We start from the raw sequence: 22550 nt of genomic DNA, 5'->3' as shown, positions 1-22550 counted from the left end.
TTGAAATTAACTATGGATAAAGAAACACTAAAATATATCATTACCTATTATAGTAATTTAATGACTACTGACGAAAAAATTCATTTAAAACATAAAATATTCATCCCTGAAAATGATTATGAAGAATTTGAAATCAATATCGCAAATCGAATTATAAAAGAAAGTTCTCAAAAGATATTTTTTAATAATTGTCCGCAATGCGAAAAACTGGCACGAACACCTTTTGCAAAGCAATGTAAATATTGTGGTCACAGTTGGCATTCAGTTTCTTTTTAATCTTTAAACACACTTTTAACCCATGAAGAAAAAATATCTTTTCGTACTTCTCACTTTAGCTTTCATCAGTTTAATATTCATTTCAATTCCTATATTTCATGTTCTTAAAACAAAATGGAATGAATCTGACTTTCATAAAACTGAAATTCCTAAAGGATATACCAATGATGCAAGTGAATTAAATTTAACCAAAATCGATACCTTAATTTTGGTTCCAAAAACCAAACCTGAGATTGAAAACCAACTTCAACAGATTTTAAAATACGCTAAAGAAAAAAACCTGAAAGTTTCTATTGCTGGTGCACAACACAGTATGGGCGGTCACAGCATTTATCCCAACGGAATTTTACTCAATATGCTTCCCTACAAACAGATGGAACTTGATGAAAAAAATAACGTTCTTACGATCGGTTCGGGAGCACTTTGGGAAGATGCCATAAAATTTTTAGACAAGCACGGAAAATCAATTGCGGTAATGCAGGCTTTCAGTTCGTTTTCTGTGGGCGGTTCGATGAGCGTGAACGGTCATGGCTGGCAAAAAAATCTTCCGCCAATTTCTTCGAGCGTGGTTTCATTTACGTTGATGAATCATAATGGTGAAATCCTTAATTGCAGCAGAACTGAAAATCAGGAACTTTTTAAATTGGTTCTTGGTGGCTACGGACTTTTCGGGATTATACTTGATGTAAAACTAAAAGTGGTTGATAACCTTGCTCTGCAATTTAAATATGTACGATTAAGCTCTGAAAACTATGTTCAATACTACAAAAAATTTATTTCAGACAATCCGAATGTAAATCTTGTTTTTGGAAGGCTAAGAATTTCAGACAAACATTTTCTTGAAGAAGCCACCATTAATTATTTTGAAAAAGTAAACGAAAAACCCCTTTCTCTTCCTGCTCAAAACCTTAAAAATGAAGAGACAAAACGTCTCGTTTTTAGAAGCACAGTAAACAGTGAATATGGAAAAAGACTTCGCTGGGACTTGGAAACGGGAATGAATAAAATAACTAAAAACACTGTATTTTCTAGAAATGAACTACTTAATGATCATGTTTCTTTAATCAAAAACAAAGATCCTCATTCTACCGATCTTTTGCAGGAATATTTTATTCCTGAGAGAAATTTCAATCAATTCATTAAAGACATAAAACCCATTCTTAAAAATTCTGAATTGGATTTATTAAATATCACCATTCGTGCCGTGAATAAAGATAATGATAGTTTTATGAATTATGCCCGCGAAAATGTTTTCGGGTTTGTATTTCTCTTTAACCAAAAGAAAACAGATCAACAGGAAAGAGCAATGAAAGCCTTAACGAACAAACTATTGGATATTACTCTAAAAAATGAAGGAACATTTTACCTTCCTTATCGTTTACATATTGACAAAAACAAAATGAGAAAGGTATATCCACAAACAGATTCTTTTTTTGAACTGAAAAGAAAATATGATCCTCAGGAGATTTTCGAAAATAAATTTTATCTTCACTATAAATAATAAACTATGAAATACTGAATCGATGAATTGGATTATTTCGAAAACAAAAATAAAATTTCATACTCTTTTGCATGAGATTTTAAAACCTATTTGGCAGGATTTAGTAGATTGTGACTGGATTTTAACAGATTTAGACTTCATGTCTGATGAAAAAATTCCTATCGATTTTGATCATGATTATTTTGTTCTTAACACTCAACAATTTGAAGAAGTTTATCAATCTGACACTCAAATTATATGGGGAATTATTTCGGCTGTTCCTAAAAATACAGCATTGGACTTCAACATTATTTCGAGATTATCTGCGGAAGATGAAAATGCGTGGAAGTCTGATCAATTTCTTATTCAACAATCTATCGTAGAAATTATAGCATTTGATAGTTCTTATACCATCGCTAAATTTAAAGACAACTATCTGAAAAATTCAAAGAATACTTAAAAAAAGAAGCTATAGATTTAGAAAAATTTACTCAAAAATACATTAAATGAAAAGAAAATTACTTCATCGATATGTTTTCTTTATAGGGCTCTCACTTATTTTTATTTCTACACTTATGTTTTTATTTGGAGTGGGAATGTTTACCTCTAGAGGAGATTTTTCAAAATTTACCCTTACAATTGCAGAGTTTTGTTTTATCCTTTGGCTTCCATCTTTTATTTTAGGAATTATTATATGCCTTATAAGCTTATTATTGAAAAACAAAACCTCTAAACATTCAGAATAATTATCTTAAATATCAAATTAAAATGATGAAATATTTTTACTTACTACTTTTTACCTCCATTTTAAGCTGTTCAAAAACCGAAACAAAAACTACTGCTAAAGAAGAACTTCCACAACAGAATATTGCTATTTTAATTGATAATTCGATAACGATGTGGGCAAAAGATTTTGAACCTAGCAGAATTGATGTTGTAAAAACCATTTTAAAGAATATTATTAATCATAAGAAAGAAAACCAAGCATTTTCAATTGTTGTTTATTCTGCAAATTCCTATATTTTATGCCCTTTAACAAAGGATAAAAATCAATTATTATCTGCTATTGATAAAGCCGATAAAGGAATTATGGTTTTAAAACCCGGAACCAACTTTTCTCACGGATTGCTTAATGGGATTGCCTCATTAGGTTCTGAACTTCATAATAAGTCGATTCTTCTGATTACTGATGGAAATGAAAATATAAAATCCTATCCGATTGATATTCCACTAAACGATGCGATTAGAAACAACATTACTATCAATTCCGTTGTGATGACCGCAAAAGATTATGCTCTAATGCCCGTAATGATGGATTTCAATAATAAAGTTACCTTTGATAAGGTAAAAATAGAGCCATTTGACACCGTTCAGATTTCAAAAATAACTACTAAAACTGGAGGAAAGTTCCAAATCTTTTATACTAAAAAGGAACTTGAAGGATTTAATTTTCAAAAGTTTTTTGAAAATACTCAGAAAGCTAAAAGTGAAAATATTTCTTCAACTATAAATGATGCTAAACTGAGTAAAATTTACAAGGAAATTCAAAAAACAAATGACAGCTTAAAGTTGAAATTTCAATAATGTCAATATGAGTTATTTTTTTGGATTTCGGCGGTGGCGGAGCCACCGCCGAAATCCAAAAAAATATAAAACCTGAAACTATTTCTCATTCCACATCGGGTTCTTCTTCAAAACCTTCTCATAAACAGGGCAACTCTCATCATGGCAACCTTTTAAATATCCGGTACTCATTAAAAATTCATTCACAATTTCGCCACCGGTGAACTTGAAAGTTTTCTTGAATAATTTCATCCAATCCTGTAATGGTTTGGGATGCTGATGTTCCAGCCATTTTTCAAAAGAGCCAAATTCTTCCTTTAATTTGATAATTGTTTTTGCATTTTCAATCGCCGCATTTACCTTCAATTTATTTCGGATAATTCCGGGATCGTTTAGTAACCTTTCGCGGTCTTCTTCTGTGTAAGCTGCTACTTTTTCAATATCAAAATTATCGTAGGCATTTCGGAAACCTTCTTCTTTTTTTAAGATTGTTTCCCAGCTCAATCCTGCCTGATTAATTTCCATTATTAATCTTCCAAAAAGTTCATTATCATCATGAATCGGAAAACCGTAATGATTGTCGTGATAATTTTTATGAAGTGCTCTTCTGCTTTCGGGCTCCATTCTATTGATGGCTAAACAATAACTCATTTCAGTAAATTTTCAGTTTTAATTAAGAACTTTTCTACAGCCTCATTAATGTCAATTCCGGTTCTGTTGGCTAAGATAATCAACCACCAGATATTTTCACCTAATTTATGTTCTAGTTCTTCAGTAGAATTTTTCTTAGACCAAGTTTTTTCGTGAGACATTACGTTTCTTCCAATCAATCCGGCATCGGTAAGATAGGCTAAAGCGTCCTGCTCTAAAGTCCATTCTTTACCATTTTGCTGAATTTCTAATTGATGATATTTCTCTCTTATTTCAAGAGATCGTTCTATGATTTTATAAAAATTGCTGTCTTCCATTTTTCTATAAATTAATTTTTTCAACCTATGTATGTGTTAATCATTACAAAGATAGGTTGATGGGTGACAACTGTTTGTCAGTAACAAAAAAATTCAACGGAAAAAGCAACTTCCTAACATCGAGAAATATTTTCAAAATTAAATCAATCATTTTCAATTACTTAAAATAATTAATAAAAAAATTAAAAATAAAGGAAATATTTAAATATATATTTGCAAATAATTATTTATTTCAACACATAATATAATTTTGCAAACATCTATGACTAAGGAAGAATATATCTCTTTTAGCACTTCTGCTACTCACAATCATAGCAAAATTCAATAAAAGACAATTTCATTTTTCAAATTAAATTCTAAAAAGAATTATCAATTAATAAACTATTAAATTATGAAACAAAAGATTATCCTCATTTGCTCTCTTGTGGCTTCTGGTATCTCATTAGCTCAAGTGGGAATAAACACCTCCAATCCTCAGGGGACTTTCCACGTAGACGGAGCAAAAGACAATAATAATTCTGGAGCACCAACTGCAGCGCAGCAAGCAAATGATGTCATCATCACCAATACAGGAAATCTAGGGATAGGTACCACCACTCCTACCGCAAAAGTGGAAATAAATTCAGGAACGGCTAACACCAGCGGACTTAAATTTACAAACTTAACCTCTACAACACCAATTTCATCAGGACAAACCATTGGTGTAGATGCTTCCGGAAATGTAATTACTCTACCCAATCCTACCGCAGTAAGCGTTACACCTTATGAAGTTGCATCCAGCACAGGCGCAGACTTTAATGTGAATGACAGCTCTGATACATTGGTTTCAGGAACTACACAAACAGTAACTATTCCCACCGGTGGAAAAGCATTATTTATCAACTTTATGTTGGGAATAGATTTTACAACATTAGATGGTACCGGAGCCGGATATTTTAGAGCTATGTTATTTATCGACGGAGTGGCAACAAATACTTATCTTATTGTTCAGGAACCCGTAGGATCTACCTCAGCAACAGGAGGTCAACAACTCTCTTATACTTTAAATACCGTAAAATTTCTTACAGCAGGAAATCACACCCTTGATATTCGCATGAGAAGAACCGCCAACAACGGAACGGCTGCAGGAACAGTTACAGGATGCCGACCTATTTCAATGTCATTCAACGCTTCATACCTAAACTAATAATTTATGAGAAAAAATTTATTATTAGCAGCTTTTTTAGGATTTCAATCAATTTCCGCACAGATAGGAGTAAATACCAACAACCCGCAGACCGCTTTTCATGTAGATGGTTCCAAAGATAATAACGCATCGGGATCCCCTAGCAACAGTCAACAGCTTAATGATTTCACAATAGCCTCTTCAGGAAATCTAGGTATAGGAACAACAATACCCACTACGAAAGCTGAAATTAATTCAGGATTAGCAAATATCAGCGGATTAAAGTTTAGAAACCTTACTTCTGCAACACCTACATCTGCTTCCGGACAAAATCTTGGAGTAGACGCGTCGGGCAATGTGATTACAGTACCTACCCCTACAACTCCTAGTGTTGTTACCGAAGAAGTATCAAACTCTACAGGATTTAGTTATAATGTAAATGATCTCGACTATACCTTGATTCCATCTTCACAACAAACTCTGAATATACCCGTAGGAGGAAAAGCTGTTTTTATCAATTTTATGCTGGGAATAGATTACTTCACTTTTCTTCCGGGAGGTGGTGCCTCTTATTATCAGGCTAGATTGTTTATTGACAATGCACCCACCAATGTTTTTCTCACCACTCAGGAACGTGTACAGGGAGGATCTCAGACTCAGTATACCATGAGCACCGTTAAATCTTTAACTGCAGGCAGCCATACCATAGATGTGAGAATGATAAGATCTTTTAATAATGGAGTTGCTTCTGGAGGAAATATGGTTTGTAGGGCTATATCAATGTCATTCAATGCTTCTTATATTAATAATTAAAAACCAAGAGATTCTAACAACATAAATCATTAAATATTTTCTAGTAAGTTCCTCAAATAATTGACAATAAATATTTAAGTTGAAAGAAAATAAATTTTAAAATTCATGCCTGATTAACAATTTACTACTAAATGGTTAATTAGCTTACTGGTATCCTTTTTTAAGGATACTTTTTTTATTTTTTTAATAGAAATAAAATTTTAAATAAAATAATCTGAAATAAAACCCTAGTTTTGTAAGAATGTCAAACCTCAAATTCTATATCAAACCATACAAAGCATTCATTACCTTGCTTGTTTTGATGTTCTCTTTATCGCCATGTTCGGTGAAAAGAGATGTTTTGGGAATTTTTGCCATTCAGCATCTCAATACTTTAAACAAAGTAAAAACTACAGCAAGTTCCGCGAACAGTTGTATTTATTTTTCTGAAAAATCTTCGAAAGTTACTGCTTTAAAAGTTGCTAAAAAACTTGATAAGTATGAATTTATCATTGAATTATCTTCTAAAATCAACTCAGAAAAGAAGGTTTTTACGAATCACTATTCAGGATTTACCACGGGTAACAGTCCGCCAAAGTATATTTTATTTAAACGATTGAAATTGGATATAGTGTAGATAATCTAATCTTTTAGACACTTCGACTTCGCCCTATATGACATTTCTAAAACTAACTGTTTTTACCGGACAACATTGTCATGGTAAGCTTGTCGAACCATCGCACCTAAATAACAAAGTAATCATTTAGAGTACTTTCAAATTATTATATCTAAATACACTTCAATGAACAACAAAACAATGCATCAGCCCCATACAATGGCTGGTTTATTCACCCTATCTCTACGCCTAGTTATCGGCTGGACGTACTTTTCTGCTTTCTGGCGCCGCTTAATCCTTGAAAATAAATTAATTCCCGATGAAGCAGGCTATATCGGAGAAAAATTCAATCATTTCCTCCCAAATGCTTTAGGCATTAAACCTATCATTGAATATCTTGTAACACATCCCGAGGCTTTACAAACCTCGATGATGACCTTCACCATCGTGGAAGCCATTGTAGGATTATGCGTCATCCTCGGATTATTCACCCGACTCATGAGCATCGGAGTTTTTGCATTGGCGATGGGAATTCTACTGGGATCCGGCTGGATCGGCACGACTTGTCTGGACGAATGGCAAATCGGAGTGTTGGGAATTGCCGGTGGATTTACCCTTTTCCTGACAGGAAGCTCCTATTATTCACTCGATCAATATCTTTTAGACAAAAATCTCAGCTTTACCAAGAGAAAATGGTTTTCTTATTTTGGTTCAGGAGTTTTGCCAATCGCTAATACTAAACGTTTTGTATTGATAGGTTCTTTATTGATTTTCGGACTTACCCTTTTCACCAATCAATATTTTCATGGTGGTGTTTGGGGAAAATTACATAACAAATCTGTAAAGCCAAAGATTGAAATTTCTAATATTTCATTCAATCATTCTTATCTAAGTTTCCAGATTTTCCGAACGGAGGGCGTAGATGTTTACGGCTCATTCCTCATCGGAATTCAACTATGGGATAAAGACGGAAATGTTTTGAAAGAACTCAATCCTTCCGAGCTTTCAACATTTCCGAAAGAAAATATCCTGAATCATTATGTGGCTAAAGTGAAACCAGGAAATCACAGCCTGATTATTCCTTTGGGCTCCAAAGCAGATTTAAAGGTGAGTATAAATGATATTCCATCAGACAAAATACATTCTTTAAAACTCATTGATATCAGCGGAATTGAATGGACAGCCAAACTTGAATAAATATATTTCTTTAAAGAATTTTAATAATACCAAAGCCATTCTTCGAGTATCAAAATGGTACAACGGGGTTTTGAAATGGTACATCGAGGTTGCAGAACTCCTATAACGGGGTTTCGGAATGCGAACGCGGGGTTTTGAAGTTCGACATCGGGGTTCTGAAGATCAATTTTGGGGTCTACCAACCCCGGCAACGAGGTTCTAAACCCCGTAAGAGTAGTCGTGAACTGCGGCAGGCCATTGTTCAACCCCGAAAGAGAGGTTCGAGACCCCAACGACACTATTAAAAACCCTGACGACAGAGTTCAAGTCTCCAAAAACGAAGTTTTGCAACCACACCGACCGGGTAAGAAACGTAGAATTTGTCCTAAAAAAGTCCGTGATACTATTCACGGACTTCATTTTCAAGGTTTAAGCCTATAATTTATCAATAAAATCAAGATACATCGGAACGCTTCTTTCCACCCATTCCAATGAAGGGTTTTGTTCTAAACCATAATAAATAAAAGGTTCTCTATAATCTGCTTTTATATATTCAAAAGTTAATTCAAAAGGTCGGGTGAGTTCTTTCATCGTATATTTATATTTTCCTGAATCGCTGAAACCTTCATCATCAATTCCTGTAGAGATTGCCAGTGCAATCTTCTTCTCTCCTACTTTAAATCCGCTTTTGCTTCCGTATGCCCAACCGTATAAAAGCACCTCATCAAACCATTTTTTCAACAATGGCGGACTGCTAAACCAGTAAAAAGGAAACTGAAATATAATTTTATCATAAGATTCTATCAGTTCCTGCTCTTTTTTAATATCAATCTTTTCGTCGGGATAAGCTTGATATAATTCATGCACTGTATATTTTTCCGGAAATTTATTCAGCTCTTCAATCCATCTTTTATTGATGGAAGACGTTTCCATGTGAGGATGGATAACGATAATTAATGTTTTCATATTTTAAATTTTCATTACAAAAATAATAGGTGTAACTTACATTTCCGATAGTAACGCCCCGTTGTATGGTACTATAAAAAATGTAAGTAATGACTAAAATAAAAGAAACATCTACCAATTTTGCCAATAAAAAAGCTCTTGCTGACGAATGTCCCGAAATTCATGCCTCGAATATGATCGGCGGACAATGGTCTTTAGCCATCTGTTGTTATCTCATCAATGGAAAGTTGAGATTTGGCGAACTGAAAAAGAAACTCGGAAATATTACAGAACGTATGCTTACACTTCAATTGCGAAGGCTTGAAGATGATAAAATTGTCACCAGAACCGTCTACGCCGAAGTTCCGCCAAGAGTTGAATATGAATTAACCGAGGTTGGATATCAATTAAAACCAATAATTGATGAACTTGAAAAATGGGGAAAACTGCATAAGGAAAGTTTGCAGAAAGATTAATCTAAAATATATTCAGGAGCTTTATCCCGCTATCCACTTTATCTTTTGGGTTACGGCTTCCGCTTCGCTCCAGCCGCAACCCAAAAGGATGTCGTTTCTATCGGGGCTAGGTTTTCCTCTTTCATTTCAGGATAAGTCAAAAATCAACGGTCAAAAAATTCCCCTCCGCTGGAGAAAATTCAAAGAATTTTTGGCGGGGTGGTTAATGATTTTGAGTTATTTCAACTCTTCTCCTTTTATAAACTACCCCGTCTTTTTGCTTTCGCAAAAATCCACCCCTTCAAAGAAGGGGAATTAAAAACCCTAATAAGCTAAAGTTTAACATTACAATAAAACAAAAAAACCTCCACAATTGCGGAGGTTTTATATGTATTTTGAAAAGATTTAGTGTATGCCACTCAAATCTATTTTTTCTTTACTTTTTCGTTCTTTCACGAATAGGATAAACGGAATACAAATTAAGAATATCACCCCTAAATAAAGGAAAACATCCATATAAGAAAGTACCGTTGCCTGTTTCGTTACGGAGAGATCGAGCATTTTGTAAGCGGCATTCATTGCGGCATCGGGAGTCATTCCTTTTGCCATGAAACTTCCTTTTAAAGCCTGCAATCTCTGCTGAACGGCAAAATCTGTTTCATCGAGGTGGGTAATCAGATTAACTCTGTATTTCTGACTGGCATTGGCAATAAATGTAGTAATTGCTGCAATCCCGAAAGAACCTCCCAACTGTCTCATCATCCCTGTAAAAGCCGCCCCCTGACCAATTTCCTGACCTTTCAACGTACTTAATGATAATGAAGTAATCGGGATAAATAATAATCCAAGTCCTGCACCTCTTACAATCAGCATCCAAAAGAATGCATCTTTACTCGTATCCGGTGTCAAGATTTTGTAACCCCAGAAACTGTAAATAAAGAAGATAAATAATCCTAAGGAAACCAAAATCTGCTGTTTAGCACCTTTTGATAATAATCTACCGATAATAGGCATCATGAAGGCGGTGGTTAAAGCTGCAGGAATCATTAAAGCTCCCGACTGAAGTGCCGTCCAACCCAAAATACTCTGCGTATATAAAGGAACAATAAAGGTAGAACCGTACAAACCGAATCCTAATACAAAGGACATTATGGTACCGATCCTTAGATTACTGTTTTTCAAAACCCTCAATTCCACAATTGGATATTTAAACGTAAGCTCTCGCCAAATGAATAAAATAAATCCTAAAACAGCTGATACGGTGAACAGAACAATCCATTCGCTGGCAAACCAGTCTTCTTCGTGTCCTCTTTCCAAAATATATTGAAGCGAACCAACTGTAATCGCCAATAAAGCAATTCCTAACCAATCGACATCTGAAGCTTTACGTTTTTCAGCGTATTTCGGACTTCTCACAAACTGAAGCGTCATTAAAGTCGCTGCAATCCCGATAGGAATATTAATATAGAAAATATACGGCCAGCTGAAGTTATCTACGATATATCCTCCCAGTGGCGGACCTAATGTTGGCCCGATAATTACCCCAAGACCATAAATAGCCTGAGCCATACTTCTTTTTTCAATCGGATAAGATTCCGTAATAATGGTCTGTGAAGTTACCAATAAGGCTCCCCCACCGATTCCCTGCATTAATCTGAAAAATACCAGTTCCCAAATATTGGTCGCGTTTCCGCATAAAAATGAAAATACGGTAAATATAATAATAGATGCAGCAAAATAGTTTCTTCGTCCGAACTGTTGAGACAGCCAACTCGTCATCGGTACAACAATTACGTTACCGATCGCGTATGCTGTAATCACCCAGCCGACTTCTGAAAGTGTAGCTCCCAGGTTACCCTTCATTTCGTTCAGGGCAACGTTTACGATTGTGGAGTCTACAATCTCAAGCAGAGCACAAAGAATCGCCGTAATCGTAATGATTACTCTTCGGGCTCCATATTCTACTAATGAATCTTGCATAGTTTTTTTAATATTTTATTGAATTAAGAGAGGAGGATAAAACTCTGTATTAAACTTTAAGTATTTAATAATTAAAAGATTAAAAAATTAGAGTCTGTGAAAGTTTCCTTTTACCATTAATCTTAGCCTTAACCTCTATATTTCTTAATTTAAAAAAGTGAATTGTCAGTGATCATTCAACATTATTGTCGATCATTGCTTCATTTTCAACATCATTACTGATGGTCATCAGCACGGCCGGCATCATTTTCATCTATCAATATATCGTCTTCATTTCCACATCTACATTGATTTTCCTCTGCATTGTCCTCAACTTCATGGTCATTTTACTACTTCATTTCCACATTTCATTGATTCCGTCTGCATTTCCGGCATCTCCTTCATCATCAGTTTAGTCTTTCGGCATTTTCATCTTCATTATCGACTTGCCTCTGCAAAACTGACAATTCTCTTATATTTAAAAAAGGTGAATTGTCAATGGCAAATCCATTTCATTCGTCAATTTTTACTCCTTCATTTTACATTTCACAGTTAACCTGCTTCAGCAAAATTGACAATTCACTTATTTTTTTATTATTTTAAAGAAACTTCTGCTTTCACATTCATTCCTGTTCTTAATCTTTTTGCGATATTTTTATCAAGATTCACAAAATCAATTTTTACCGGAAGTCTCTGAACCACTTTTACGAAGTTACCACTCGCGTTATCCGGAGGAAGGATAGAGAATGTAGCCCCCGTTGCAGGAGAGAAAGAGCTTACCACTCCGTCGAATTCCTGATCAGGAAATGCATCGATCTCGATTTTTACTTTTTGGCCTTCAACCATTCTGTCAACCTGAGTTTCTTTGAAGTTAGCCACTACCCATTTCTGGTCGTTTTTAATTAAAGCAAATAATTGTGACCCAGCCTGTAAATACTGTCCTGCCTGCGTTGGAACTTTACCGACATATCCATCTTCAGGAGCAACAATTACAGTATATGATAAATTTAATTTTGCATTTTCTACATCTACTTCTCTTTGTTTAGCTACAGATCCCGCAACACTGATTTGTTGAGAACTTGCCGCCGTTTGAGAAGATGCGATATTAGTTTGTTGAGCGATTTGATTTCTTTGGTCAACCAAAACCTGTAACTGCTTATCAGCCGATTGTTTTGCTGCCAAAGCCTGCTCATATTGCTGTTCTGTAATAGAGTGGTCTTTTACCAACACAGAATATCTTTTTAAATCCTGAGCGGTTTTCCACACGTTTACTTTTGCTGCTTCAATTTGTGCATTAGCTGTTGTTACTGCCGCTTGAGAAGAACCAATGTTTTTCGAAGTTGCCGTAGTAGAAGCCTCTGCGTTTGAAATATTACTTTTTGCTGTTACCAATGCCGCTTCTGCTTGTTGAAGAGCCATTTTCTGATCTCTGCTATCCAGAATCACCAAAGTATCTCCTTTTTTCACGAACTGGTTATCTTTTACTTTAACCTCCGTTACATACCCCGAAATTTTAGAAATTACCGGAGACAGGTTAGAAGCAATCTGCGCATCGTCTGTTTCTTCGTGCCCCTCCCCGTAAGTGTAAGCATTATATCCGTAGATTCCTCCACCGATCAAAACAACCGCCAAAATAATTGGGAAAACTAAACTTTTTTTCTTTTTAGGTTCAGTCGCTTGTGTATTATTATTTTCCATTGTTGGTATTGTTCTTAATTTATTTAATTGTTAAAGTTCCTGTAGTTTGTAATAGTTTTCTGTAAGCCAATGCCGCATCTGCTTTAGCATTGATTACGCCAACGTTTGCTGCGATCTGAGCCGCATCTGCATCCAGCAATTCCGTCATGGTTGCCAAACCGTTGTCGTATTTATTTTTTGTGATTCTGTAATTTTCGTTCGCCTGTTCTGCAGATTTTTCAAAAACGGTGATTCTCTTTTTAGAGTAATCGGTGTTTTGATATTCTCTGTTTACATCAAGCTTAATATTATCATTCAATAGCTCATTAGATGCAGAAAGTTGTTTTTCTCTCGCCTGAGACTGTTTGTATGAAGAATTTTCTTTCCAGATATTAGATAAGTTGTAAGAAACTCCAATCCCAACATTTACGGCATTGTAAATCGTTAAAAATTTAGGAATATCCGCCGCTACATATCCGCCTGTAAATGCAATAGAAGGAAGATTTTCAGCTTTTGCTGCTTTTGTTCCCAATGCTGCTGCTTCTCTTTGTTTTCCTAAAGCCTGAAGATCTTTACGATTATCTTTCGCTTCATTTACATAGAAATCAACAGGTTTTATGTCTGAACCTTCATCAATATAATTTTGATCAACCTCAATTTCTGTCGTTTCAGGAATTCCCAATAACAAATCCATATTGATATTGGCAATATTGTAATTGTTTTTAGCTTCCAATAATTGCAATTCTATATTTGAAGTCTGAAGATTTGCCTTTAAACGGTCGTTTCTCGCAATTACTCCATTATTTTCAAGTTTAAGGAAAGTTTCATCTCTCTTTTGAGAAGCTGTAAGGTTTTCTTCTAAAACTTTGATGGATTGATTCGCCTTGAACAAGTTATTATAAGCCTGAGCAACATTATAAGCAATCGCTATTTTATCGTTTTCTGTGCTCAATTTTGATGCTTCCACCAAATATTTCGCAGACTGAATTCCGTATTTTATTCTTCCGCCGCTGTAAATGGGAACACTTAGATTTACTGAACCGTAAGCTACCTGATGTACCTCAGGACTGCTTCCACCTTCCGATGAAACTCCCGGAAGTTTTATATTCACATTCGGTTTATTGGGAAGATACATATAGCTTCCGGAAACTTTAAGGTCAGGAAGTTGTCTGTTCTTCGCCTCTAAAAGATCAGCAGTAGCCTCTTCGATCTTCGCTGCATCGATCTTCAGATTTTTGCTGTTTTGGATACCCAACTGCACAGCTTCATCAAGAGTCAATGTTTTTTTCTCCTGAGCATTTGTGTTTGCAATCCCTAAGAATAGGGCCAGTGCAAGGACTGAGTTATTTATTTTCTTCATAACCTAAAAGGTCTTTTAGTAAATATTTAATATGTTTATTAAGTTCTGTGTAATACTTTTCATCAAAAGTGTCTTCATCTTCCGTATCGTTTAGGAATTCTTTATACATTTCCTTTGCATTAGACGCGTAAAACAATGTTCCGCTCACGGTAGAATGAAGAAGATAGATCGGAGGATTTTTGGTGAAAATTCCTTTCTTCAAGCCACTTTCCAATATTTTTGAATACATGGAAATAAATCCCATTTTTGTCTGCTTCAAAAACTCAATAATATGAGGATTCTCTGCATGTAATTGCTCTCTTTGCATAATTCTGTAGAAACATTTATGGTTTCTTACCTTCCCTGCAAACTGATCCACAATTTTTTCTACTTTTTCCCACTCATTGATGTCTGTTCTCTCAATAATATCTTTCGAAAAGAATTGCCCTTCATTCATCCTGTACTCCACCAACTTCTCGTAAAGCTTTTCTTTTGAACCGAAATAATAGGAAATCATAGAAATGTTTACATTCGCTGCTTTGGCGATTTCTCTGGTAGAAGTTCCTTCAAAACCTTTCTCAGCAAAAAGCTTTTCCGCAGCATATAATATATTTTCTTCTTTTGATAACATTCTATGTTCTGTTTTCAGGGTGCAAATTTACACAAGATTCCAAATAAATCAAACGATTGATTGATTTATTAATTTATTTTTAATATTTAAAATTACAAAACACTGAATTACATTACTTTACGGTTTATTTATAATATTAATCAACATTATAGATTTGGTAATTTAACATCATTTTTTAGGTCAAACTTTCACCAAAATGAGCCTCTGCACTGCATTTTTAGAAAATTAACTTTAAAAATAAGTCAGGAAATAAAAATTTAAGCTAATCAACTGACGATTTTATTTATATTTGAAACTATCAAAATTTAATATTGATCAAAAGGTTAATTTAAAATTTGAAATCATAAACTAATAGCAAGAAAACAATTATTAATCAATTTATATGAGACAAAAATTTATCCCCTTTTTATTTTCCGTTGCATTATTATTGAACTTGGGCTGTCAGGTTGATGATGAAATGGACGAAGAAATTCAAAATTTGTATTGTGATTCTTCAAACACAACCTTCAATCAGTTGTATAATAGTCTGGTAACTCCTACTAACCCAGGAACTGCACAAACATTAGATCTTGTTACTCACTCTTACACATTTAGTGTAACATCCAATAAAGTCATTTGTAAAGTGGGCTATCAAAGTGCACCTGCCATGAGCGGAACACCCTATTTGATTGAAATTTATGATAACACAGATGCTGTCACGGTTTACTCAGATAGTCACCTATTTTCCTCTGCGAGTACATCTTATGTAACTATAATACCGACAGTTATAAAATCAGGACATTCTTATACCATAAAAAGAAGTCAGAATAATTACGCTGGAAACATTGTTAACACCATTGGAAGGTTAATCACAAATTCAACTTTTCCAGTGGTTCACGGAGATTTAAAAATTACAGGATCATCATTTTACGGAACCGGAGGTCCTCTTAATAACGGATCAATTCCTTATATCGATATTGTTTTCGAATAAAAACTAAAAACTCCGGCGATTTGCTGGGGTTTATTTTATGAATTTTTATGAATATATCTCGATAATTTAATGCCCAGATCTGTCCAGACAATCTTAGGATTTCCATTTCGGGTAAGATGCAAATCGGCAGTGCTTATTTCTTCCAAAATACTTTCAATATTGGCTCCGCTGATGAATTTTGAAAAACCCATCCAATTAAAACCATTGGCATCAATCTTTTTATAGACCAAACTTTCAGACTGATAATTTTGAAGCAAAGCCAGCCTGAAAATCTCAGAGCAATAATTTAAAAAGTTCTTTTGCTTTTCACGATTCCAGCCTGCAATTTCACGCGCCCAAACGATAATATTTTTCAGAAACTGAGGTTTCTTTTTCACCATAAACGCATCACGAACCCACTGAACAAAAAGTTTTTCAAACTCTTTATTTTTTGTTCCCGATTGTAATAATTTAATCGCATCATTCAGATCTCCTTGTGCTTCATGTACGATTTCTCTTACTTTTTCATCAGTTACATTGAAGTTCTTCTTTAAATAAACCTCAATATCTTCATTATTAATCCTCGGAACTTCCACCACCTGCGTTCTCGAAAGAATGGTCGGAAGAATATCATTGGTAGACTCTGCGGTAAGGAGAATAATGGTTTTCGCGGGAGGTTCTTCTAAAAATTTCAGAAATTTATTGGAAGCCGCAATATTCATTTTATCGGCTCTCCAAACGATTAGGATTTTGGTTCCGCCCTCAAAACTTTTAAGAGAAAACTTTTGATTCTGATCATCAATTTCATCTGCAGAAATGAAAAGCTGCTTGTTTTCAGACTCTAAAAAAGCCGTCCAGTCATCATAACTTGCATACGGTGAACCCATGATCATTTCGCGGAATTCTTCAAATTTATTTTTACTTAAAGAATTTTTGTTGTCTGTAAAAACCGGGAAACTGAAATGCAAATCCAGGTGATTCAAATGCTCCACTTTTGAAGCGGCATGAGGATTTTCACCCTGTAAAACCTCTTTAGCATACGCCAAAACCATCGGCAACGTTCCATACCCTTCTTTTCCCGTGAAAAGCTGGGCGTGGCTCACTCTGTTTTCGACGATACTGTCTCTAAGAAGCTTTTTCAGATTTTCCTGTCCGGCAATGTTCTCCCAATTCATGTTCCAAAGATAAAAAATCTTCTTTCAACTTCTCAATTTGAAGTTTAATTTAATATGATATTACTTTAATTTCATTTGGAACTATTTGAATGTTGCTTTATTTTTTTTGAAGCCATTTCCAGCTTTCGCTACTCGCTTTTTTGGGTTTCGGCGCGGCAGCGAAGCTGCCGCGCCGAAACCCAAAAAGAGCTCAAACATGCCGCTCGATCTGGGCTAAGATTGCAGTCCTTACATCAAAAGTATTATTATAATTTGATGACTTTACAAGATAGGAACTTCAAAAAACTGATAATCTTGGCACTAATTTTTCATTGTTGGTTGCAGTCTATTATAGGTCATATCAATAATATTAATTGGTATAAAATCTAAATTAAATTGTGTGCAATATAATTTTCAGCAATACATTTGTGATATCAATTTTCAAATTAGTTTAACTATAAAATATTGTGAAGTTTTCGAAACTTTCAACAATTAAAAATAAATAAGATGGATCAACAATCAGAACAGAAAATAAGAGAAATATTCGCTCAACAGAAAGCATTTTTCAAAACCAATCAGACAAAAGATATTGAATTCAGAAAGGCTCAATTGAGAAATTTCCGTGAAGTATTTTTAAATCATACAGATGCACTTTGCGAAGCATTAGATATCGATTTGGGGAAAAGCAGAAAAGAAGCGGAATATGTGGAAATACAAATCGTAATCAGCGAACTTGATTATCTTTTAGAAAATATTGATGACTGGGCAAAACCTACGGAAGTTCCTTCGAAACCTTTACCATCAGGAGCTGAAGTCTCCAGCAAAATTATGTATGAACCTTATGGCGTAAATTATATTATCGGACCGTTTAATTATCCGGTTCAGTTGACTTTCAGTCCGTTGATTGGCGCTCTGATCTCAGGAAATACAGCCATCATTAAGCCTTCCGAAAATACACCTCACGTTGCAAAAGTTTTGGAAGATATTGTGAAAGAATCTTTTGATGAATCTTATGTTGCCGTTGTTCAGGGTGCGATTGAAGAAAACACTTTGCTGTTGAGCTTACCTTTTGATTATATCTTTTTCACCGGAAGCCCGAATGTAGGGAAAATTGTAATGAAAGCTGCAGCCGAACAATTAATTCCTTTAACTTTAGAATTAGGTGGAAAATCTCCAACAATCGTTCATAAAGATGCTGATCTTGACAAAGCAGTAGCCAGAATTTCTTACGGAAAATGGATCAATTGCGGACAAACCTGTGTGGCTCCGGATTATATTTATATTCATGAATCGGTGAAAGATGAATTTATTGAAAAGTTCAAAACGTATTTAAAAAGTACATACGACGATCAAACGCTTGGAAAAATCGGGAAAATAGTAAGTCAGCAACAAATTAAAAATCTTGCAGGTTATTTGGAAGCAGCTCCGGAAAAAGTAATCTATGGAGGAAATTATGATTTAGAAACCCGTCATTTTGAAGCAACTTTAATGGATAATGTGACTTGGGATGATAAAGTAATGCAGCAGGAAATATTTGGGCCTATCCTTCCGATCATGGCTTATAATGATATTAATGAAGCTTTGGAGGAAATCAATAATCGTCCGAAACCTTTGGCTCTGTATGTTTTCACCGAAGATCAGGAATTTGCACAAAATGTTTTAAACCGAACAACAAGCGGCGATGCAGAGATCAACAGTACGATAGTGCACGTGGGTTCTCACTTTTTGCCTTTTGGTGGTGTAGGAACTTCAGGAATGGGAAAATATCACGGAAAATTCAGTTTTGATAATTTTAGCCATACAAGATCTGTGCTTCAGGTAAAATAATTTGAAAACAATTAAAACTATATTAAAGACTGTTCAACTTAGGATGAATGGTCTTTTTTGTTTAAATTAATATCATTTTTTTTGAGGAAAAATCATGTTTTTAGCCTAAAGATGAGCCCTTAACAAACTTTAACCTCGTTAAACTTTTACAATTCATTAATATTTAAGATATTTGCGCATTGTTTTAAAAATAAAGAATGAAAAAAATCTTTGTACTATCATTTATATCGGTGGGATATTTCCTAAATGCACAGAGTTTAAGTAACTCGCCCTATGCAACATACGGAATTGGAGATGTAAAATATGATAATACGATTGAAACTGCCTCTATGGGAGGGATATCAACAGCTTTTATCAGCGACTTTTCGAGTAGTTTCAATTTTGCCAACCCAGCTAACAACGCTAATTTCGAGCTTACAAGTATAAAGCTGGAAGCTACCAACGAAAACAATTACTTCAAAACAAATTATAATAATACGAAGTCTACCAAACATTCTACGTATTTGTCTAATATTTCTTTGGCTTTCCCAATTTCATCGAAAATAAAAATGGGATTGTCTTATCAGCCATACAGCTCAAAAAGCTATGATATTCTGAATTCTGAAACAAGAAAAGATGAAATGGGCAATGAGTATGTGGTTGCCAATCGTTTCAAAGGAAGCGGTACGCTGAACACAGCTATGGTTGCGTTAGGTTATAAAATTACTCCGGAATTTTCTGCGGGTTTAAGAGCCAATTTATATTTCGGAACTCTATATGATACCAATGAACTTGCTCGTTCTAATGCAGAATTGGTAAATGGTTACGAAACTAAAAACAGTATCAAAAACTTCAACTTCACATTAGGAGCAACGTATCAAAAAGTAAATCCTTCTACAGACCGTAAGTTTACGATAGGTGCAACCACTACTTTTGGAAATACTAATGGTAATATGACGACTGATTATACCAACAGTACGTACTATTATTCTGCAGTAGATGTAAAAGCAGGGCAATCTATTATTGAAGAAAAAAGTACAAAATCTAAAAACCTTCTTCCGTTACAGGCTTCATTAGGGGTTGGATACGGAGATGAAAACCACTGGTTTGTGTCTACACAGCTAGACTATAAAAAAGGAGAAACGGTTTCTTATTTCGGAAATACTTTCGATATGCAAGATTCTTACAGAGTAGCAGTCGGAGGTTGGTATTTGCCAAACTATAACAACTTCAGAAGCTATTTCTCAAGAGTGGTTTACCGCTATGGTGCTTTTTATGAAAAAGGAAATATTCAGCTTGCAGGAAACAATATCAACAAGTTTGGTATCTCTGCGGGAGTTTTATTACCATTCAAAAACAGCAGTATAACAAGAATGAGTGGTCTTGAACTAGGCATCGAACTAGGAAAAAGAGGAACACTTAAAGATAATCTGATTAACCAGAATTTTATTAACTTTAGAGTCGGCTTTAATTTTGCCGATAAGTGGTTTAGAAAAACTCTATACAACTAAGAATGAAGTTGAGAAAAAACATATCATATAAAAATATAGCATGCCTTTTTAGTTGTGCTATATTTTTTATATTGACCTCCTGTGAAGAAGATGTAACGAAAGCCAACGGCAAACAAAGTACAAATTTCCCTTCGCAGATTATTAATAATGCCAATATTATTCAAAGAGATTCAGGGTTTGTAACCTTGAGAGCCATTGCCCCGATTATTGAAAAATATGAATTGATTGATAGCCCATATGTTGTGGCAACAAAAGGAATCAACATTCAGTTTTTTGATAAGAAAAAGCCTAAAATCCCCGGGAAAATTACGGCCAAATATGCTAAAATTTTTGAATCTAAAAAATTCTATGAAGCTAAAGGCGATGTAAGAATCACCACCAATGAAGGTCAAAGATTTGCCATGCAAACCTTATATTGGGATCAGCCAAAACAAAGAATTTACACTCACGACACGGTTTACGTAACGATGGAAGATGGTTCTACATTAATTGGAGCCAAAGGAATGACGGCAAAAGACGACTTTTCAGAATACACTTTCTATAAAAATACCGGAGATTTCAGTGCGGCAAAAATCTCTGAATCTAAAAAATAAGCAATCATGGTTTTGCAGGCAATTGGTTTAATGTCCGGAACGAGCCTTGATGGCTTGGATATTTGTTTTGCAAGATTTGAAAAGCAAGAAGTTTGGACTTTTGAGATTCTTAAAGCAGAAACAATTTCTTATCCTAAAAATTGGGAAGAGAAACTCCGAAATTCGATACACTTATCTGCTGAAGATCTATTGGAACTCCATTCCGAGTATGGTTTCTATTTGGGTGAATTGGTGAAGAATTTCATCAAAAAGCATCAATCAGAAAACATTGATTTAATCGCTTCTCACGGGCACACTGTTTTTCATCAGCCACAAAGAAAATTCACGCTACAGATTGGTGACGGAAGAGCCATAAAACTTAAAACAAACTTGCCTGTTATTTATGATTTCAGGGCTCAGGATGTTTTGATGGGCGGGAACGGAGCTCCACTCGTTCCGATTGGTGATGAAATTTTGTTTTCACAATATGACGCCTGCTTAAATTTGGGCGGATTTTCTAATATTTCATTGAAAATTAATAATCAAAGAATCGCTTTTGATATTGCTCCTGTGAATATTGTCCTCAATAAACTGGTACAAAAATTCAATAAAAGTTTTGACGAAAATGGAGATTTAGCAAAAACGGGAAATATTAATGATGAATTATTATTAAAACTCAATTCATTAGACTTTTACCAGCAATCTCATCCGAAATCTTTAGGAATTGAATGGTGTAGCGAAAATATTTCCCCTCTATTTGAACAAATAGAAACGCTTGATATTTTAGCCACTTTTACTGAACATGTAAGCCAACAAATCGCGACTGTTATCAACGACAATACATTAAACAATATCCTCTTTACCGGAGGCGGAACTTACAATACTTATTTAGTGGAAAAAATTAAGGCTAAAACTGCCGCAGAAATCATCATCCCGGAAAAAGAAATCATTGATTATAAAGAAGCATTAATTTTTGCTTTTATGGGCGTTTTAAGGCTTAATAATGAAATTAATGTCTTAGCTTCTGCAACGGGAAGTTCAGCAGCTCACAGTTCGGGAGTTATGGCATAAAAAAAACCTTCATTGCTGAAGGTTTTCTATTTTATTTATAAACTTCGATTTTATCCGTCAAAGTATTAATGAAATTCTGAAGAGGTTTTTCAACCATCATTTTGATGAAAGGATTGAATTTACCTTCAAACAACATTTGTACCTCAGTTTGGTTTTCATTTAAAGGATTTAGTGTTGCGGTCAATGCAAAATCCAAGCTTGAACTTGCAGATTTCAATACTGCTTTCTGATCGTTCACTTCATCTATTTTAAGGGCAATTTCAGGCATTCCCTGTAATCCGAATTTAAATCCATCTTCTCTCGTTTCAAATTTCTGAAGACCATCCGGCATAAATTCTTTGTAATTTTCAGGAGATTTCAGTATTTCTACAAGCTCCTTCGATGATTTATTCACAATAATCTTTCGTCCTTCTAAATTCATTTTTTATTTTTGTATTTAAATTCT

The 22550-nt window shown here is 34.6% G+C and carries 23 protein-coding genes; 14 read left to right on the top strand and 9 right to left on the bottom strand.

Translation table 11 applies throughout. The annotated features are described in order from the left end of the window. The first annotated feature begins 12 nt into the window (after positions 1 to 12). The 4 genes from OXQ85_RS13910 to OXQ85_RS13895 all read left to right on the top strand — a co-directional run bounded on the left by OXQ85_RS13910 (position 13) and on the right by OXQ85_RS13895 (position 3340). Positions 13 to 276 (top strand): hypothetical protein, encoded by a 264-nt coding sequence (locus tag OXQ85_RS13910; RefSeq protein ID WP_267405276.1) that lies wholly within the window; start codon positions 13 to 15, stop codon positions 274 to 276. A gap of 22 nt (positions 277 to 298) precedes the next feature. Next, entirely contained in the window at positions 299 to 1777 is a 1479-nt protein-coding gene (locus OXQ85_RS13905) for an FAD-binding oxidoreductase (RefSeq protein ID WP_267405275.1), read from the top strand. A gap of 22 nt (positions 1778 to 1799) precedes the next feature. Next, the gene (locus OXQ85_RS13900) at positions 1800 to 2216 is read left to right on the top strand and encodes a hypothetical protein (protein ID WP_267405274.1); all 417 of its coding nucleotides are present in this window, start codon (positions 1800 to 1802) and stop codon (positions 2214 to 2216) included. A 308-nt stretch (positions 2217 to 2524) separates the two neighbouring features. Continuing rightward, a complete protein-coding gene (locus OXQ85_RS13895; protein ID WP_267405273.1) occupies positions 2525 to 3340 on the top strand; it encodes a VWA domain-containing protein in 816 nt (271 codons plus the stop codon). A gap of 78 nt (positions 3341 to 3418) precedes the next feature. Here OXQ85_RS13895 and OXQ85_RS13890 read toward each other — a convergent pair whose 3' ends face one another. Together OXQ85_RS13890 and OXQ85_RS13885 are read right to left on the bottom strand one after the other, a co-directional pair. Next, a complete protein-coding gene (locus tag OXQ85_RS13890) occupies positions 3419 to 3970 on the bottom strand; it encodes a DNA-3-methyladenine glycosylase I (RefSeq protein ID WP_267405272.1) in 552 nt (183 codons plus the stop codon). Further along, the gene (locus OXQ85_RS13885; protein ID WP_267405271.1) at positions 3967 to 4311 is read right to left on the bottom strand and encodes a MazG-like protein; all 345 of its coding nucleotides are present in this window, start codon (positions 4309 to 4311) and stop codon (positions 3967 to 3969) included. Before OXQ85_RS13885 ends, OXQ85_RS13890 begins: the two co-directional genes overlap by 4 nt. Before the next feature lie 367 nt (positions 4312 to 4678). Between OXQ85_RS13885 and OXQ85_RS13880 the strand changes: the two genes are divergently transcribed. From OXQ85_RS13880 to OXQ85_RS13865, 4 genes are all read left to right on the top strand, one after another. Beyond that, positions 4679 to 5473: a hypothetical protein gene (locus OXQ85_RS13880; RefSeq protein ID WP_267405270.1), complete on the top strand. Its 795-nt coding sequence runs from the start codon at positions 4679 to 4681 to the stop codon at positions 5471 to 5473. 6 nt (positions 5474 to 5479) lie between these two features. After that, entirely contained in the window at positions 5480 to 6265 is a 786-nt protein-coding gene (locus OXQ85_RS13875) for a hypothetical protein (RefSeq protein WP_267405269.1), read from the top strand. 241 nt (positions 6266 to 6506) lie between these two features. Further along, complete coding sequence (locus OXQ85_RS13870) at positions 6507 to 6881, top strand: hypothetical protein (protein WP_267405268.1); 375 nt, start codon at positions 6507 to 6509, stop codon at positions 6879 to 6881. A 165-nt stretch (positions 6882 to 7046) separates the two neighbouring features. Continuing rightward, positions 7047 to 8057, top strand: a complete 1011-nt coding sequence (locus tag OXQ85_RS13865; RefSeq protein ID WP_267405267.1) for a TQO small subunit DoxD — start codon at positions 7047 to 7049, stop codon at positions 8055 to 8057. A gap of 414 nt (positions 8058 to 8471) precedes the next feature. Here OXQ85_RS13865 and OXQ85_RS13860 read toward each other — a convergent pair whose 3' ends face one another. Beyond that, positions 8472 to 9002, bottom strand: coding sequence for an NAD(P)H-dependent oxidoreductase (locus tag OXQ85_RS13860; RefSeq protein ID WP_267405266.1), 531 nt, complete (start codon positions 9000 to 9002; stop codon positions 8472 to 8474). Positions 9003 to 9091: 89 nt separating this feature from the next. Here OXQ85_RS13860 and OXQ85_RS13855 point away from each other — a divergent pair, with 89 nt between their 5' ends. After that, complete coding sequence (locus tag OXQ85_RS13855) at positions 9092 to 9457, top strand: winged helix-turn-helix transcriptional regulator (protein ID WP_267405265.1); 366 nt, start codon at positions 9092 to 9094, stop codon at positions 9455 to 9457. 384 nt (positions 9458 to 9841) lie between these two features. Here OXQ85_RS13855 and OXQ85_RS13850 read toward each other — a convergent pair whose 3' ends face one another. From OXQ85_RS13850 to OXQ85_RS13835, 4 genes are all read right to left on the bottom strand, one after another. Beyond that, a complete protein-coding gene (locus tag OXQ85_RS13850) occupies positions 9842 to 11416 on the bottom strand; it encodes a DHA2 family efflux MFS transporter permease subunit (protein ID WP_267405264.1) in 1575 nt (524 codons plus the stop codon). A gap of 573 nt (positions 11417 to 11989) precedes the next feature. Further along, complete coding sequence (locus tag OXQ85_RS13845; protein ID WP_267405263.1) at positions 11990 to 13093, bottom strand: HlyD family secretion protein; 1104 nt, start codon at positions 13091 to 13093, stop codon at positions 11990 to 11992. 19 nt (positions 13094 to 13112) lie between these two features. Continuing rightward, the gene (locus OXQ85_RS13840; RefSeq protein ID WP_267405262.1) at positions 13113 to 14432 is read right to left on the bottom strand and encodes a TolC family protein; all 1320 of its coding nucleotides are present in this window, start codon (positions 14430 to 14432) and stop codon (positions 13113 to 13115) included. After that, the gene (locus OXQ85_RS13835; protein WP_267405261.1) at positions 14416 to 15042 is read right to left on the bottom strand and encodes a TetR/AcrR family transcriptional regulator; all 627 of its coding nucleotides are present in this window, start codon (positions 15040 to 15042) and stop codon (positions 14416 to 14418) included. Before OXQ85_RS13835 ends, OXQ85_RS13840 begins: the two co-directional genes overlap by 17 nt. 382 nt (positions 15043 to 15424) lie before the next feature. Between OXQ85_RS13835 and OXQ85_RS13830 the strand changes: the two genes are divergently transcribed. Further along, complete coding sequence (locus OXQ85_RS13830) at positions 15425 to 16012, top strand: hypothetical protein (RefSeq protein ID WP_267405260.1); 588 nt, start codon at positions 15425 to 15427, stop codon at positions 16010 to 16012. Positions 16013 to 16047: 35 nt separating this feature from the next. Here the strand turns inward: OXQ85_RS13830 and OXQ85_RS13825 are convergent, their stop codons facing one another. Next, positions 16048 to 17166: a DNA polymerase III subunit delta' gene (locus OXQ85_RS13825; RefSeq protein ID WP_267405259.1), complete on the bottom strand. Its 1119-nt coding sequence runs from the start codon at positions 17164 to 17166 to the stop codon at positions 16048 to 16050. A gap of 477 nt (positions 17167 to 17643) precedes the next feature. Here OXQ85_RS13825 and mdlD point away from each other — a divergent pair, with 477 nt between their 5' ends. The 4 genes from mdlD to OXQ85_RS13805 all read left to right on the top strand — a co-directional run bounded on the left by mdlD (position 17644) and on the right by OXQ85_RS13805 (position 22105). Then, positions 17644 to 18972, top strand: coding sequence for an NAD(P)-dependent benzaldehyde dehydrogenase MdlD (gene mdlD / locus OXQ85_RS13820; RefSeq protein WP_267405303.1), 1329 nt, complete (start codon positions 17644 to 17646; stop codon positions 18970 to 18972). 197 nt (positions 18973 to 19169) lie between these two features. Then, positions 19170 to 20462 carry a hypothetical protein gene (locus OXQ85_RS13815; RefSeq protein WP_267405258.1) on the top strand — a complete coding sequence of 431 codons (1293 nt, stop codon included), beginning with the start codon at positions 19170 to 19172 and terminating at the stop codon, positions 20460 to 20462. A 2-nt stretch (positions 20463 to 20464) separates the two neighbouring features. Beyond that, the gene (gene lptC / locus OXQ85_RS13810) at positions 20465 to 21055 is read left to right on the top strand and encodes an LPS export ABC transporter periplasmic protein LptC (RefSeq protein ID WP_267405257.1); all 591 of its coding nucleotides are present in this window, start codon (positions 20465 to 20467) and stop codon (positions 21053 to 21055) included. Between the two features lie 6 nt (positions 21056 to 21061). Next, on the top strand, positions 21062 to 22105 hold the full coding sequence (locus OXQ85_RS13805; protein ID WP_267405256.1) for an anhydro-N-acetylmuramic acid kinase: 1044 nt from the start codon (positions 21062 to 21064) through the stop codon (positions 22103 to 22105). Between the two features lie 31 nt (positions 22106 to 22136). Here OXQ85_RS13805 and OXQ85_RS13800 read toward each other — a convergent pair whose 3' ends face one another. Continuing rightward, complete coding sequence (locus OXQ85_RS13800) at positions 22137 to 22526, bottom strand: SRPBCC family protein (protein ID WP_267405255.1); 390 nt, start codon at positions 22524 to 22526, stop codon at positions 22137 to 22139. Positions 22527 to 22550 lie beyond the last annotated feature (24 nt).

Origin of the sequence: Chryseobacterium sp. GM_Chr_2, assembly GCF_026540445.1 — a bacterium.
Classification (GTDB): Bacteria; Bacteroidota; Bacteroidia; order Flavobacteriales; family Weeksellaceae; genus Chryseobacterium.
The sequence above is the reverse complement of the archived record's forward strand: the minus strand, read 5'-3'. Positions and strand labels throughout refer to the sequence as shown.

What these genes read in the sequence shown, in the direction of transcription:
- OXQ85_RS13910 (WP_267405276.1), top strand. Translation starts at nt 13, where the DNA reads ATGGATAAAGAAACACTAAAATATATCATTACCTATTATAGTAATTTA.
- OXQ85_RS13905 (WP_267405275.1), top strand. Translation starts at nt 299, where the DNA reads ATGAAGAAAAAATATCTTTTCGTACTTCTCACTTTAGCTTTCATCAGT.
- OXQ85_RS13900 (WP_267405274.1), top strand. Translation starts at nt 1,800, where the DNA reads ATGAATTGGATTATTTCGAAAACAAAAATAAAATTTCATACTCTTTTG.
- OXQ85_RS13895 (WP_267405273.1), top strand. Translation starts at nt 2,525, where the DNA reads ATGATGAAATATTTTTACTTACTACTTTTTACCTCCATTTTAAGCTGT.
- OXQ85_RS13890 (WP_267405272.1), bottom strand. Translation starts at nt 3,970, where the DNA reads ATGAGTTATTGTTTAGCCATCAATAGAATGGAGCCCGAAAGCAGAAGA.
- OXQ85_RS13880 (WP_267405270.1), top strand. Translation starts at nt 4,679, where the DNA reads ATGAAACAAAAGATTATCCTCATTTGCTCTCTTGTGGCTTCTGGTATC.
- OXQ85_RS13875 (WP_267405269.1), top strand. Translation starts at nt 5,480, where the DNA reads ATGAGAAAAAATTTATTATTAGCAGCTTTTTTAGGATTTCAATCAATT.
- OXQ85_RS13870 (WP_267405268.1), top strand. Translation starts at nt 6,507, where the DNA reads ATGTCAAACCTCAAATTCTATATCAAACCATACAAAGCATTCATTACC.
- OXQ85_RS13865 (WP_267405267.1), top strand. Translation starts at nt 7,047, where the DNA reads ATGAACAACAAAACAATGCATCAGCCCCATACAATGGCTGGTTTATTC.
- OXQ85_RS13860 (WP_267405266.1), bottom strand. Translation starts at nt 9,002, where the DNA reads ATGAAAACATTAATTATCGTTATCCATCCTCACATGGAAACGTCTTCC.
- OXQ85_RS13855 (WP_267405265.1), top strand. Translation starts at nt 9,092, where the DNA reads ATGACTAAAATAAAAGAAACATCTACCAATTTTGCCAATAAAAAAGCT.
- OXQ85_RS13850 (WP_267405264.1), bottom strand. Translation starts at nt 11,416, where the DNA reads ATGCAAGATTCATTAGTAGAATATGGAGCCCGAAGAGTAATCATTACG.
- OXQ85_RS13845 (WP_267405263.1), bottom strand. Translation starts at nt 13,093, where the DNA reads ATGGAAAATAATAATACACAAGCGACTGAACCTAAAAAGAAAAAAAGT.
- OXQ85_RS13840 (WP_267405262.1), bottom strand. Translation starts at nt 14,432, where the DNA reads ATGAAGAAAATAAATAACTCAGTCCTTGCACTGGCCCTATTCTTAGGG.
- OXQ85_RS13835 (WP_267405261.1), bottom strand. Translation starts at nt 15,042, where the DNA reads ATGTTATCAAAAGAAGAAAATATATTATATGCTGCGGAAAAGCTTTTT.
- OXQ85_RS13830 (WP_267405260.1), top strand. Translation starts at nt 15,425, where the DNA reads ATGAGACAAAAATTTATCCCCTTTTTATTTTCCGTTGCATTATTATTG.
- OXQ85_RS13825 (WP_267405259.1), bottom strand. Translation starts at nt 17,166, where the DNA reads ATGAATTGGGAGAACATTGCCGGACAGGAAAATCTGAAAAAGCTTCTT.
- OXQ85_RS13815 (WP_267405258.1), top strand. Translation starts at nt 19,170, where the DNA reads ATGAAAAAAATCTTTGTACTATCATTTATATCGGTGGGATATTTCCTA.
- lptC (WP_267405257.1), top strand. Translation starts at nt 20,465, where the DNA reads ATGAAGTTGAGAAAAAACATATCATATAAAAATATAGCATGCCTTTTT.
- OXQ85_RS13805 (WP_267405256.1), top strand. Translation starts at nt 21,062, where the DNA reads ATGGTTTTGCAGGCAATTGGTTTAATGTCCGGAACGAGCCTTGATGGC.
- OXQ85_RS13800 (WP_267405255.1), bottom strand. Translation starts at nt 22,526, where the DNA reads ATGAATTTAGAAGGACGAAAGATTATTGTGAATAAATCATCGAAGGAG.